This window comes from Alteracholeplasma palmae J233 (assembly GCF_000968055.1).
GTDB lineage: Bacteria > Bacillota_I > Bacilli_A > Acholeplasmatales > Acholeplasmataceae > Alteracholeplasma > Alteracholeplasma palmae.
In genome coordinates this window covers 946837-961658 of the sequence record NC_022538.1, presented here as the reverse complement: position 1 = coordinate 961658, position 14822 = coordinate 946837, and the positions used below count along the sequence as shown (strand labels likewise).

At 28.1% G+C, this 14822-nt stretch carries 12 protein-coding genes; 3 read left to right on the top strand and 9 right to left on the bottom strand.

What is annotated here, in order from left to right; translation table 11 throughout:
• Positions 1-112: 112 nt before the first annotated feature.
• From sepF to tgt, 5 genes are all read right to left on the bottom strand, one after another.
• Entirely contained in the window at positions 113-427 is a 315-nt protein-coding gene (gene sepF, locus BN854_RS04405; RefSeq protein WP_026659742.1) for a cell division protein SepF, read from the bottom strand.
• Positions 428-1045: a YggS family pyridoxal phosphate-dependent enzyme gene (locus BN854_RS04400; protein ID WP_084600834.1), complete on the bottom strand. Its 618-nt coding sequence runs from the start codon at positions 1043-1045 to the stop codon at positions 428-430.
• Positions 1011-2105, bottom strand: a complete 1095-nt coding sequence (gene ychF / locus BN854_RS04395; protein WP_026659726.1) for a redox-regulated ATPase YchF — start codon at positions 2103-2105, stop codon at positions 1011-1013. Before ychF ends, BN854_RS04400 begins: the two co-directional genes overlap by 35 nt.
• A gap of 40 nt (positions 2106-2145) precedes the next feature.
• On the bottom strand, positions 2146-3282 hold the full coding sequence (gene ftsZ, locus BN854_RS04390) for a cell division protein FtsZ (RefSeq protein ID WP_026659721.1): 1137 nt from the start codon (positions 3280-3282) through the stop codon (positions 2146-2148).
• A 64-nt stretch (positions 3283-3346) separates the two neighbouring features.
• Positions 3347-4462, bottom strand: a complete 1116-nt coding sequence (gene tgt, locus BN854_RS04385) for a tRNA guanosine(34) transglycosylase Tgt (RefSeq protein WP_026659714.1) — start codon at positions 4460-4462, stop codon at positions 3347-3349.
• 121 nt (positions 4463-4583) lie between these two features.
• Between tgt and BN854_RS04380 the strand changes: the two genes are divergently transcribed.
• Positions 4584-5099, top strand: coding sequence for a QueT transporter family protein (locus tag BN854_RS04380; protein ID WP_026659707.1), 516 nt, complete (start codon positions 4584-4586; stop codon positions 5097-5099).
• Between the two features lie 38 nt (positions 5100-5137).
• On the opposite strand, the gene BN854_RS04375 is transcribed toward BN854_RS04380, so the two are convergent.
• On the bottom strand, positions 5138-6169 hold the full coding sequence (locus BN854_RS04375) for an A/G-specific adenine glycosylase (protein WP_026659701.1): 1032 nt from the start codon (positions 6167-6169) through the stop codon (positions 5138-5140).
• A 65-nt stretch (positions 6170-6234) separates the two neighbouring features.
• Between BN854_RS04375 and BN854_RS04370 the strand changes: the two genes are divergently transcribed.
• Positions 6235-6837, top strand: coding sequence for a nitroreductase family protein (locus tag BN854_RS04370; protein WP_026659693.1), 603 nt, complete (start codon positions 6235-6237; stop codon positions 6835-6837).
• Between the two features lie 52 nt (positions 6838-6889).
• A complete protein-coding gene (locus BN854_RS04365; protein WP_026659684.1) occupies positions 6890-7576 on the top strand; it encodes a YaaA family protein in 687 nt (228 codons plus the stop codon).
• A gap of 238 nt (positions 7577-7814) precedes the next feature.
• On the opposite strand, the gene BN854_RS04360 is transcribed toward BN854_RS04365, so the two are convergent.
• The 3 genes from BN854_RS04360 to BN854_RS04350 form a co-directional block, all read right to left on the bottom strand.
• Positions 7815-8465 (bottom strand): HAD family hydrolase, encoded by a 651-nt coding sequence (locus BN854_RS04360; RefSeq protein ID WP_026659676.1) that lies wholly within the window; start codon positions 8463-8465, stop codon positions 7815-7817.
• A 106-nt stretch (positions 8466-8571) separates the two neighbouring features.
• Positions 8572-13968: a ligand-binding sensor domain-containing protein gene (locus BN854_RS04355; RefSeq protein WP_026659671.1), complete on the bottom strand. Its 5397-nt coding sequence runs from the start codon at positions 13966-13968 to the stop codon at positions 8572-8574.
• A 96-nt stretch (positions 13969-14064) separates the two neighbouring features.
• Positions 14065-14790, bottom strand: a complete 726-nt coding sequence (locus BN854_RS04350) for an HAD family hydrolase (protein WP_026659661.1) — start codon at positions 14788-14790, stop codon at positions 14065-14067.
• Positions 14791-14822: the final 32 nt, after the last annotated feature.

The window sequence follows — 14822 nt, the reverse complement described above, 5'->3', positions numbered from 1 at the left end:
TTAATGCTCCAAGATGATATTTATTAAAGGTATTTTCTAGGCTCACACCATATCCTAGATCGCTTTTAATACTTAAATTTAATAAACGTGTTCTTTTCATCGCAATATTTAATTATAGATTTTCTAGAAATCTTTTTAAACTGCCATCTAAAAATGCTTCTTCATTCGCAAACAAAAAGACAGTTTCGTTAATTGTTTCAATATTTCCTTTAAGCGTATAAACAACGCCTGAGAAAAACGCAATGACTTTATTAGCTGCGTCCACATTTAATAAATCAAAGTTTAATATCAGTGGTGCACCATCAATCAATTTATCAGCTAAATCTAAAATGACAGAGTCTTCATCAGTTTCTAGTTGTTTAATAATAATCTTATCAGATGATTTGATATAGTTTGTATTTTGCTTCTTCTTTTTCTTAAAAAACATTTAGATTACTCCTTTGAATAGACTGCCAATTCTTATGTATTTAGGGTTAAAAGGCAATGCTAAATGATAATCTTGACTCATTCCAATAGAAAGAGTTTCTAGTTGAAATTCATTTTTTAAGTCATTTAGCTTGGAAAAAACGTTTTTTGTTAATTCTAAATCATTATTTTTTCCGATAGTCATTAATCCTAGTACTTTAATTTTATCATATTTTTTGATTTCTTCTAAAAAAGAAGCTAATTTATTGCTACTAATGCCACTTTTAGACACTTCTTCAGTTAAATTCACTTGAATGAAACAAAACAACGGAGAAATTCTATATTTTTGAATTTGTTTTGCTAACTCTAAAGAATCTAGACTATGTAAATAGTCTATTTCATTAATAATTAATTTAACTTTGTTTTTTTGAAGATGACCAATAAAATGCCACGTTAGATTTAAATGACTTAATAGTTCTTTTTTTTCTAATAAACTAGAGACTCTATTTTCTCCAAAATTTGTGATTCCTAGAAAATGAATTTTTTCAATTTCTTCAACTGAAAAGTACTTAGAAGCACATACAATATTATCTAAACAAGGGATATCAAACATTGAATCTAAATACCATGATATCTCCATCTTTAACTACATATTCTTTACCTTCAAGACGGACTTTACCTTTTTCTTTTGCTGCTTGTGGTGTTTTAGCTTCAACTAAATCATCATATGCTATTGTTTCTGCTTTAATGAATCCTCTTTCAAAATCAGTATGAATAATTCCTGCACATTGAGGTGCTTTCATGCCATCAATAAAAGTCCAGGCACGTACTTCTTTTACTCCAGCTGTAAAGTATGTTTTTAAACCAAGCAATGCATAACTACTTCTAATTACTTCATCTAAACCTGAAGCAGTTAAGCCATAAGCTTCAAGGAAATCTAATTGTTCTTCTTTAGTTAGATTAGCAATTTCATATTCAACTTGAGCTGAAACTGGAACTACTTGGATACCTTCAGTATTAGCTTTTTCAATTAATCTAGTATAGAAATGATTACTTTCAGGATTTTCTAAGTCAGTATCAGCTAAATTAGCAATGTAAATCATTGGTTTAAGTGATAATAAATTAAAGTTTTTAATCATTTTTAATTCATCTTCTGACATATCTAAATCTTTTAAGTGTTTTTCTTCTTCTATCATTTTACGAACTTTAATTAAAGCATCATATTCTAAAACTGCTTCTTTGATTTTAGCTTTAGCTTTTTTTTCTATTTTCGGGATTCTTTTATCGATTACATCTAAGTCAGCTAATCTAAGTTCGATTTTGATAATTTCTAAATCACGTAAAGGATCAATTGAACCTTCAACGTGAGTGATGTTTCCATCTTCAAAACATCTAACTACTTGACAGATTGCGTCTACTTCTCTAATATGACTTAAAAATTGATTTCCTAATCCTTCACCTTTAGATGCTCCTTGTACTAATCCCGCAATATCAATAAATTCTATTGATGTAGGTATCACTCTTTCAGGTTTATATATTTCAAATAAAACATCTAATCTTAAATCATTTACATTTACTACGCCTACGTTTGGATCGATTGTCGCAAACGGATAGTTAGCTGCTAATACTTTTGATTTTGTTAATGCATTAAATAATGTAGATTTTCCTACGTTTGGTAATCCAACTATTCCAACTTTCATATTAGTTGACCTCTTTCATGAAAAAAGGCATTTAGCCTTTTTAAAATTTTGTTTTTTTCAACCAAGATGGTAGATTTTTTTCTTTAGTTGATTCTTTAGGTTGTTCTTTTTCTAAAACATCTTCTTTTTTACGTAATGAACTACCATGTACAACCATTTGTTCTGATGATGTGTTAGTAAATATTTCATTAACTAAATTTTCAACAGTATTGTCTTTAGCTTTTAATTCATAGCCTGTAGCAATAACAGTCACGATCATTTCATCTTCTAAATCACCATTAATAGTTGTTCCATAAATAATGTTTAGTTCATTTGATGTAGCATTTCTTATTTCAGTTAACGCTTCTTCAATTTCAAGTAGCCCAACATTAGGTCCAGTTGTAATATTGACAATAGCATCGGTTGCTCCATCAATACTTACTTCTAAGAGCCTTGAATGAATGGCTTTTCTTGCTGCTTCAACTGCACGTGTTTCACCTGCTGCAATACCAATACCCATTAATGCTGTTCCTTTATTTTCCATAACAGTTCTAACATCTGCAAAGTCAACATTAATCATCCCTGGAATTGCAATAATTTCTGCAATACCTTGTACACCTTGTCTTAATACATTGTCTGATTCTCTAAATGCATCAAGTAATTGTGTATGTTGATCGGCAATTGATAATAATCGTTCATTTGGAATAACAATTAATGTATCAACGTGCGGTCTTAATTCTTCTAATCCGTATAAAGCTGCTTGAGTTCTTCCTGGACCTTCAAAAACAAATGGTTTAGTCACAATACCAATTGTTAAACAACCCATCTCTTTTGCTATTCTAGCAATAATTGGAGCTGCACCAGTACCTGTTCCGCCACCCATTCCTGCTGTAATAAAGACCATATCAGCATCGCTTAATACTTCTCTAATTTCATCTTCTGATTCTAAGGCTGCTTGTTTACCAACTTCTGGTTTTGCCCCTGCACCTAGTCCTCTTGTTAATCTTTTACCCAGTTGTAAACGTTCATCTGCTTTAGATACTTTTAAAACTTGAGCATCAGTATTCATCGCAACAAAAGAAACACCCTTTACATCGTTTTCAATCATACGATTAACGGCACTATTTCCTCCGCCACCAACACCAATAACTTTGATGACTGGTTTTTGATTAAATTCATCGGAACGATTAAACACCATGATACCCCTCCTAATATTATATTCACTACTATTGTATAACAAATTACAGTTAAAATAAAGATTATTATCTTACTTTAGGGTAATTTGTTTTTTTATAAAATTCTTCTTTAAAATCTAACAATCTATCTTCTTTGATTGCTTGTCTAATTTCTGCCATCAAATGCTTTAAATAAGCCAGGTTTTGATAAGAAATAAGTCTCATCCCTAATATTTCATTTGCCTTAAATAAGTGTCTTAAGTATGATTTTGTATACTTAGATACAGGCGTTTTTAAATTAGGGTCAATCGAACTAAAATCTTCTGCGTAGATATTATTTTTAATAACTACTTTACCTTCTGTTGTGAGTGCAGTACCATGTCTAGCAATTCTTGTTGGTAATACGCAATCAAACATATCTACTCCGTTAATAACATTTTCGACTAAGTCTTCAGGAGCTCCTACACCCATTAAATATCTTGGTTTATTTTTAGGTATAATGTCATTTAGATATTCAGTCATTTCATACATTTCTTCTTTTGTTTCACCAACTGAAAGACCCCCGATAGAATATCCCGGAAAATCCATCTCAGCTAATTTTTCAGCACAGTATTTTCTAATTTCTTTGTCTAAGCCACCTTGTACAATACCGAATAAAGCTTGATCTGTAGTTAAAGCATCTTTTCCTCTTTTAGCCCATCTTAAAGTACGTTCAACTGATTTTTTCATGTAATCAGTTGTTTCATATGGAGGCGGACATTCATCAAAGCTCATAATAATATCAGCACCTAAAGCTTCTTGAATTTCAATTGCTTTTTCTGGTGATAAGAATAAAGGTGCGCCACTTTTATGGTGTTTAAAATAAACACCTTCTTCTTTGATATCTCTCATTTTAGCTAAACTAAATACTTGAAAGCCTCCACTATCAGTTAAAAGGGCTCCATCCCAATTCATAAAGCCACGAATTCCACCGTGTTTTTTAACTAGTTGTTCACCTGGTTGTTGCCAAAGGTGATAAGTATTTCCTAAAATTAGTCCTTCAGATACTTCTTTAATTTCTTCTGGTGTTAATGTTTTTACAGTAGCTAATGTGCCTACAGGCATAAAAATTGGGGTTTCAAATACTCCGTGTGGAGTAGTTAATTTGCCTAATCTTGCACCACTTTGTTTACATATATGTGTTATTTCAAATTTAATGCTCATAATATAACCTCTTTCACCTTGTAATTATATCATAATTTGCTATAATTAGTAGTGGTAAAAGTTAGCTGTACCCTAGGAAACCAGCTAGCTTCATTAAAAATAAAAACAGGGAGACAATTAAATGAAAGATTTTACCGTAAAAGACATAACCAAACAGGTTATAGTCGCAGCTATGTATGTAGCTTTAGTTTTTGCATTTTATTTTTTAAGTTTTGACTTTATTCAATTTAGAATTGCTGAAGTCTTACTTATACTAGTACTTTTTAATTCTAAGTACACTGTTGGATTACTACTAGGAACTTTTTTAGCAAATCTTGCGAGTCCTTTTGGAATCATAGATGCTACTTTTGGTAGTTTAGCTAGTTTAGTGGCTATTTTATTCATGATACTGTTTAAAAAAATATGGTGGGTTTCACTCGTATTTCCAGCACTAAGCAACGCAATTATTATTCCAATAGTTTTAATTCAAGTAGAATTTAATCCTGGTATGCCTATACTTGAAATGTTTCAGTCAAGTTTATATTGGGCAAACTTTGGATGGGTATTTTTAGGAGAGTTTGTCGTATTATATTGTGTTGGTATTCCTTTATATTACACAATCAAACGCAATGATCATTTATTAGAATTAATACAATAAAATAAGCAAAAGAGGAAAATTAATTTTCTCCTCTTTTTTTATATGATTTTTCTGTGTGCAATCGCAATTGGTATTTTTTCCAAATCATCAATTAAATAATACTCAGGTTCTGGATTTTCATTAACTACTGCTTCATAAACCTCCATACTCCAAAATTGATGGGTGAAAACATGCTTCACCTTTTTTGAATATTTAGGATTTTTTATAGATATTCCTAATTTTTCTAAACTTTCTATTGCCTCTGATAAAGATTCTGATTCTACTTGTAAGAATTCATAAAACCCTTCTAGTAATTTCTCAGTTCTTTTTCTTAAAACATATTTCGTATGATAAGTGACTATAAATACAAAATATGTTAATTCTACTTTTGCTATTTTTTTAAGTGAAATTGGATATTCTAAAGCATTATTGTTTTTATATCCCAAACACTCATCTTTAAAAGGACAAACCATACATTTAGTTTCTGTTGGTCTACAGACTAAAGCACCAATTTCCATCATACTTTGGGTATAAATGTTTGCGCTAGGCATATTTTCAATGATTTCTTGATTTTTTTGATCAAGTAATTTTCTATTTTTTTCTAATGACATATCCCAATCGATATTAAAATATCTAGTCAAAACTCTAATGACATTACCATCTAGTGCGCTATAAGGTTGATCATAGGCAATAGACATGATAGCTCCTGCAGTATATCTACCAATACCAGGTAGTTTTAATAAATCCTTATATGTACTTGGGAAAATATCTTCTAGATTTTCATGAATATATACTGCTGCTTTATGCATGTTTCTAAATCTTCTATAATAACCTAATCCCTCAACAGATTTTAATACTGTTTCTAAATCTGTTTTAGCAAGTGTTTTAACATCTGGGTACTTTTCTATAAAAGAAGAAAAATAAGGTAACACTGTGTCTACCTGCGTTTGTTGTAACATAACTTCACTAATCCAAATATGGTATGGATTTTTAGTTTCTCTAAATTTTAGTTTTCTATGGTTTTTTTCATACCACTTAAATAATTCTTTACTGTTCATATTTTTTATTATATCACAAAGAATTAAAAGCATATCACTAAGCACCTTATGTAATTTAATGTTAGAATAAGTTAAGATTTTATGAAAGGAATTGAATTATGAACTTAACAGATCGTCGAAGTATTAGAGTTTATGATAGTAATTATAAAATACCAAGAGATTTATTTAATAAACTATTAGCAGATGTTTACAGAGCACCATCTTCTATGAATATGCAACCATGGAGATTTTTTGTCATTGAATCGCAAGAAGCGAAAGAAAAATTAAGACCTGTACTATATGGTAATCAAACACAACTTGATACTTCTTCTGCCATGATTGTTATTTTTGGTAATATGAAAAAATTTGACATTGCAGAAAAACTATATTCTAAAGCTGTTAGTGAAGGTAAAATGTCAGTTGAGGTAAAAGAAGCTCAACTTGAGAAATTTAAAGTAATAGTTCCTACTATTACTGAAGAAAAAGCTAAAAAGGATATTTATATTGATGGCGGGATAGTTGCGATGCAGTTAATGCAAGTAGCAAAATCTTACGGCCTAGATACATGTCCAATAGGTGGTTTTAATCATTTGGCTATCAATGACGCTTTAAATATTGATAAAAACTTCATTCCAGTTTTAATTGTTTCAATTGGAAAGGCAAATGAATCAGGTTATGAATCTGTTCGCTTATCTAATGATGAGCTTACGACTTGGCTTTAGTTCTATTTAAAAAATAGATTAATTAATGGTTTAAGTGAGGTGACCCTTAAGTATGATAGTTTTTATTTCTCCCAGCAAGACTTTTACAAAAGATCCTATTAGTACTTCTGGCACATCTATATTATTTAAAAAAGAAAATGACTTTTTAAGAAATCATTTAGAGAGTTTGAGCAAATCTGATATCATAGAAATTATGAAAGTATCAGATAAGATTGCGACTGAGGTATATTCTTTTTATCATAGTTTAGAAGAAACATACCAAGCCCAATTGCTTTATTCTGGGCAAGCATTTAAGTATCTTGATGCTAAAAACTTAACTTATCAGTCTAATAAATTATATATTTTAGATGCCTACTATGGAATTTTAAGACCTACTGATAAAATTTCTAGATATAGATTAGATTTTATAATGAACCTTGAAATAGATTTATATAATTACTGGTCAAGATTAATTAGTGACTATATTCATAATAAACACTCAAATGAAATTCTTATTGATTTAGCATCTTCTGAATTTGGAAGACTGATTCCAAGAAATACTCATTACATTAAAGTAGATTTTAGGATTGGTGATAAAAAAGAGTCTAATATGAATTTAAAGAAACTAAGAGGGCTGATGGCTAACTATATCATTCAAAATAATATCTCATCTTTAGAACAATTAAAATCAGTATCTCTACTAAATTATACTTTTGATGCTGAACTTTCAAATGATTCTTATTACATATACAAAAAATAAAACTATAAATGCTAGTAAATTTAGCACTTATAGTTTTTTTATTAAATATCATATTTAGTGATAATATCCGCGGGTGTTTTTCTTAACAAAAGTTTAACTGGTAGAATACCAATAGATACAAATATAAAATGCATGACAAATATACCTAGTACTTCTCAACACCAATTGAAACAGTGTTTTCAGAACGGTAATATTTAGAAATATTTTCTAATTTTAGTAAACTCAATTTCTATTCCCCTTATCTTTTTTTAATAATATCTATAATTTCTCCTGGTTCATCTATTATATAATTTGGGTTTAATGCTTCTAAGTCTTTTTTTTCTCTAAACCCCCAAGTTACTAAAACACAATCAAGATTGCTGTTTATAGCGGTTTTATAATCCACTTCAGTATCACCTATGTAAAGTACTTCATGAGGCGCTAATTTCATTTTAGCAAGCGCTAAATGTATAATAGATGGATCTGGTTTTAATGGCATTCCCTTAGTTTCACCTAAGGCAACATCAAATAGACCTTCAAATAGTGTTTCATTTAAGTTTGTTACACCTTCTTGGTATTTATTAGATGCGATTCCTAGTTTTAGATTAAGTTTTTTGAGTTCTCTTAAAAGTTCTACTATACCATCATAAGGTTTAGTTAATATATTATTGTGTTCTTTATAGTAGTTGTCATAATATTCTTTTACTTTTTCTATTATCTCTATATTTGTATTTTGTGGGACTGATGCTTTAATTAAAGCTCCTGATCCATTACCTAAGTTTCTTTTTACATTCAATAAATCTAGTTTAGGGAGATTATAAGTTGTAAGTGCCTGGTTTAGACTATTTTGAATATCTTTAGTTGTATCAAGCAAAGTCCCATCTAAGTCAAATATAATTCCTTTTATCATTTTATAAATTCCTCCTAGTTTCTTATAATTATATTATCGCACAAAATATAACTTTTTTGTCAATTCATATTTAAAGGTACATTCGCTTACGAATGCACCCTTAAATTTAGTTTTTTGCAATATAATCCTTAAGTGGCTTTAAGTCTACTGGTTTACCCATATCATATACTTCTAAGTTATCTGTTCCTAAATCCATATTTAATACAGATACATTAATATTTAAATTAAACTTAGCTTGATATAAATAGTTATAATACTTATTGTTAGTATTATTTATCGCAGATAGGGTTAAATCCATTTTCTTTAAATCTTTATTGCCTGATATAACGCCCATATCTAATGTAAGAGTAGTACTCTTATTGTCATATTGATAATTTGTTAGAATTTTTTCTGGTACATATGGCACTTCTCTTGGTTTTTGGAATGCATCTTGGATTGCATTCATGATTGTATCACTAAATCCAACAATCCACTTAATGATTTGATATGGATTATTATTAAATTCTTCCAAAGTAACTTTAGTCTTCTTTTCATAGTCTCTATCTTTTTGAAGAAATCTACTTACTTTTTCTTTTCTATGTAGATAAAGCGTTCCTTGTGAATAATAAAAATAGAGATTTCTATCATGACCTGGACCCGTATCTCCTACTTTATATGGCACGTCATTGTTAACACCAGTTACAACTGGTATACCAAGAAGTGTTCCGTAAAGCTCTACTTTCCCGTCTAATACCTTCATGTGTAGTTCTAACGGAATAGACCAGTTTAGAGGTATGCCTATGACTTTCATATTCACTTTTATATTTCCATGTATATGATAATCACTTAGGGTCGCTAGTTTACTAGTTGATCTTAAGAAGTCGTAAATGGTATCAAAGTTCATGCTATCTTTAAAGTCTTCTTGATTTTTTCGTTTATCTATATTTCCATTCACAGAGTCTAGTATAACATTAGCGTTAATAATCGTATTTGAAATATTTAAGTTATCAATGTTTAGACTAAATAGTCTATCTTTATACTGTTCTTTTGCTTTAGAAATAGTAATAATTGCTTGGCCATTACCTTCTTTTGTTAAGACATCATTTTCTATTTTAAAAATTACTTGGCCATTACTATATTCTAATACTGTTGTTTTTAGAATGCGATCAAGTGAGGTTGTTAATACATTTTTTATCATTTCTTGATAGTTAGATGTTTCATTATTATTTTCAAAGAAGGTATTTACTTTATCTCTTAACTCATTTAATGAGGCAAATTCCATCTTTTCAAATGCTTTAGTATCTATTGGTTCATATGAATCTATATTTTTTAGTAGGTTTTGAATTGGTGGAATTCTCAAATCTAATATCTTTAATATTGTATCAACAATTTGTAATGCTTTTTCATATCCAATTTCTATTTTCATATCATTATAATTCACAGAAATTATAGTATCATTATTATTTTTTCTAATAAGTACTTTGATTCTATGTTGAGCATTTTTAACATCATTAATTAGTTTTGTATCAATAAACAGTTCTAAGTAAAGTTCTGGAAAACTAACTTCTGATATTTTAGTTGTTGGTAAGACTTCAGTTCTACCTACTATATATAACGACTCTTTTGTCTGGTTATTCAAAAGTCTTGTATTAATTTCAATTCCGTAATATGAATAGTCTAGTGTATTGATGATTGCTGGTATAAACTCCATTAACTCCTCAATATTTATATAATCCTCTGTATTTATGTTATTTGATATATTATTTTTATTTAAGCTGATTATTAAGCTTTCAAAATCTAATCTAAAGACTTCTTTTTGATTGTTATTGATGTATTTTAAGTTTCCTGATAAGTTAACTGCTTCAAGATTATAAAGTAACATCATTATATTTGTTTTAATTGAATTTTGTTCTAAGTTCAATGCCAACCATTCATTTGTCCAGTTTAATTTCATTATACTATTTATAAGTTTAATAAAATCAATTTCAGTATTTCTAATAGAATCAGTTATTTCGTTAAGGTTTATCTCTGGAATTGGTGCTAAACCTTCAGGTAAATAGCTATTGATTTCTTTAATTATACTTTCTAATTGACTAAGTTCTACTTTTAATTTTATACCATCATTAATGCTAATATATATAAACCCATCTGTCATGTAATGAACAGTGATTTTCTGCCCAAATATTTCGTCAAAACTCATATATACGGTATATTTATCACTAGTTGAGTCGTCAGTTTTTTTAATATTTATAAATCCTTTGATTTTATTAAATTCAAGATAATCACTTACTCCAGCAACATTAAGTATACCATCAAGATAAATCGTTACTTCTTTATTCTCTTCTAGCTGTTTTAAAAAGTTCTTAACTTCATCTAGTTTATTTGTAAGATCTTTTAATTGATTAAATTCTTCTGAGTTTATTACTTTTAGTTTAATTTCTTCATTAGTAATTAAACTGAGGTTACCGTTAATATTTAAGAGATCTACTTTTCCAACATAACTTATATTGAGTGTATCAGTTTTAATTAGTTTTATCATATGAGTTTCAATATTAAGTGAAAGACTCTCTTTTGTTAATTCTATGTTTGTTATATATTCAATTATCTTATCTATGTCTAGATTCATCATACTTTTAATTTGATTTTCATCAATATTAGGAATGAAGGTCTTTAGCTCTTTTACTATTTCTGATAAATCATCAAGATGCGCTCTTAACTTGATATGACCTGTTTTAAAGTAAATATCTTTATTTCTAATCATTAACTCAAATAATTGGTTTTTATAGTAAGCTTCAATATCTATCTTTAATCCTTCATTAAAGTCAAGATAGATCATACCTTTAACTATTTCACCGTCTATACTTAACTCAATCTTTGCATAAACTGTTTTTGAGTCTAATATTGTTTTAATATCATCAAAAATACTATAAAGAAAGTCTGGTTCTTTATATTCCGTAATATCAATTGATTGATATGTATAGTTTGAATCTATTCTTAATTTAGGTATTTTAATATCCTTAAAATGAATATTCATTAAATCTATATGATTATCAGTAGTGATGATATCAAGTTTGATGTTATCATACGTGATTTCTAATACGTCATTATTTGTTTTAAATACTAATTGATTTAAGATTTCCTTGATATCTATTTTTTCAATTAAATCTGATAATTCTGGTAAGTCTGTCAATTTTTTCAGATGATGTATGAGTTCATCTTTACTAGTTTTAAGTTTAAGTTTATCGTTTAAACTTAGGTAAATATTTTCATTTTCGTAAGTAAGTTTGACTTTGTTATTAGAATATTTCAATTCTAATTGATAGATATTTTTATCAAAGTCTATATTTAATGAAGCACTTATCAGTAATTCTTTGTTATTTACATTTAAAACTAGTTCTGGCAGTTCTAAGTGCGCTTGCTTATTTTTTATGATGGGTAAAATATTTTTAATAAGTGGTATAAATTGATTTATTTCAATATAATCTATATCAATTTCTTTTAGTTTAATCTCTTCATTAATAACTAAGTTGATATTACCACTAATATTATTAAAGTCTAAGTTAAATTGATATTCATTATTTTCGTTATTAAACTTTAATGAAGCTATTAAATCTTTAATCGCTATGCTAATTGTTTGCGAATCAATTTGCAGTGTATTAAATACAGAAACAATTTCTTTTAGTACTTCTTCATTTAGTGTAAACTCTGGGATATTAATCTCTGAGTAGTCTTTTATAATTTCTAATATCTCTTTTAGTTGATTGATTGTTCCTGATATTCTCATACTACCAATTCTTATATAAAGAATATTTTGTCTAAATGAAAAATTAATTTCTAGACTATCGTTAACTAAAAGGTCCACATCCAATTCTTTATTTCTATTTAATTGTCCAAATAGTTTAATATCAGTAGAGTTTACCTTAAATCCACCGTTAAATTGAACTGTTTCAAACATAATTAGTTCATATATTTTTTCTAGTTGTTCTAAATATAAGTCTTTATTTGTAAGATCACTTATATTAAATTCTAATGATTGATATTCTTTATCAGACACTTTTAAAGTTATTTCTACTATATCATCCATAGTAATTTGTATTTTCTTGATAGTTACTGTAGCATTTTGTTCATTTAATTGAAGATTAATATTTATATTTTTATCACCTAATCTTAATGCTAATAGAATGTTTATATCGTTATTAATTTTTTCTAAGGTAGCATTTTCTGTTATATCTGTTAATAAAGCATTTAAATCAAGTGTTTCAGTAGAGATTTCTACCCCAAATTTATCTAGTAATTTTTTAATACTATCTTGATTGATATAACCATTTAAACTTTGATTAGAATCAACTTTAAAATAGATTTGATTATTCTTGTATAAGAATCGTCCGATATTATCTATTTGGGCTGCTAAATTGAAATTTAAGCCTTCTTTAGTGTCAATGTTTATACCAAGAGATAAATCTTGTGTTATTTGATTCATCTTAATATTTGCATCAAACACTATAGGTTTAGCCATGATTGAATTAATAACATCCATTATATAATTAGAAGCAGTTTTTTCTTCTTTATACTCTGGTAAGGTTTCATTTTTATCAGCAAGTTCTAGGTATTTATCTACGTATTCTGGAAATGGCTTATCTGCATTAATATCCGTATAAGTTTCAGTCATATTTCCTTTAGTTAAAACTGAAAAACCAAACTTTTTAACGGTGTAAGACTCTTCTACCTGTGATGAAATAGGTAACCAATTTTCATCTATTGTTAAGACTACTTTTAATGAATTGAAACTTTCTACTACTGCATCACCAACAGTTTCTAATTCTCTATAGTAACTACTAATTGAAGGATTAAAAGAGGTAATTCCTGCTTCAGTTACGTCTGCTACATCTATTTTAAAGGTTAAGATGTAATGATCTTTTTCTTTGGTCATTTTTTGATCAAGAATTGTTTTTAAATTAATTCGGTACTTACCAATTTCAAAAGGGAAGGCCCCATAATTATTAAGATAAGTTTCCATGCTTAAACTAGATGGATCTGACCACGTTACATTATTTTTATTAAAATCTCCTTTTGCATAAAATACTTGAACATTGTCATTGCTTTTTGAGATAAATTTTTGTTCGGCTGCATTAACAGTACCAGTTGACTTAAGCTCTGTGTACAATTGGTGATATTTTTTGATTCTAAGTGATTCTAGTTTTTGTGTGACATTTCCAATGACAGGAGCATTTGCTACTACTTCTCCAGCAGTTTTTGCCTCAAAGTAAGTTGCATTATAAATAATACCCGCCGCAATCTGATAATTTTCAAAAGCTGAGTATTCTGATGGTGTACCATTTTTAGGTTTATTAAGTGTTTCTACTAGCTTTTCGCTAGAATCAAGCGGATCTAAAGGTCTTTTAGCCGTAGATTTCATTGTTGAGTTAACGATAAAAATCATTAATGAAAATAGGACTCCTGTAAAAATCCATTTTAGTTTACCCATCTTAAAATTTTTTACTTCAATAAAAGAATTAGTACCCATCTGGTTCATTCACCTCTTTATAGTATATGTCATATACTGTATAGTATATATTATATCATTTTTATTTTTTTTTGTAAAATAGGCAAAAAAAAACACTCAAAGTATCTTTGCATGTTTTTCTATTAATGTGGAAATATCCTCTATTGTTCTTCCTGCTTTACTTATAAATTCATTAGTAGCTGAGTTTATGGCATATCCATTAAAATCAAGAATCATTTCTAAATCATTATCAGAGTCTCCTATAGTAATTATTTCTTTCTGAGAATATTCTAACTTACCACTAAGGTATTTAATTGCTTTAGATTTGCTTGTTTCATTAGAAATTATTTCTATTAAGCATCCTTTATTTAAGGGAATGATATAAGCATTTATATTTTTAAATTTAGAAAGGAGTGCTGCACAAATTTTGGGTGCTATTTGATCATCATCAAGATGTAACTTAATTTTTAACATTTCAATATCTAATTGATCATTATCAAAATTTTTATATTTTGAAACATAGGTAAACTTTTTTATAAATGAAGAAAACTGAATTAAAAATGTGTTAATCTGATTAATTAGATCTCTTTCTATACTGTAATGTTTTATATATTCATTTTTATTATTTAGGATAAGTGCACCATTGCATAAAATAATGTAGTCATAAAAGACAGGATAATCTTTTATTTGTTCTAAAAAACCAACATACGATCTACCTGTAGCAATCATGAATACATTTTTGTCTGTTCTAAACTTATTAATTATTTTAATATTTTTGATAAGTTCTTCTTTTGTTCTATAAAAAGTGCCATCAAAATCAGAAATAATGATTTTCTTTTCCATTTACATTTTTTTGCTAAAGCGCTTGCTTTAGA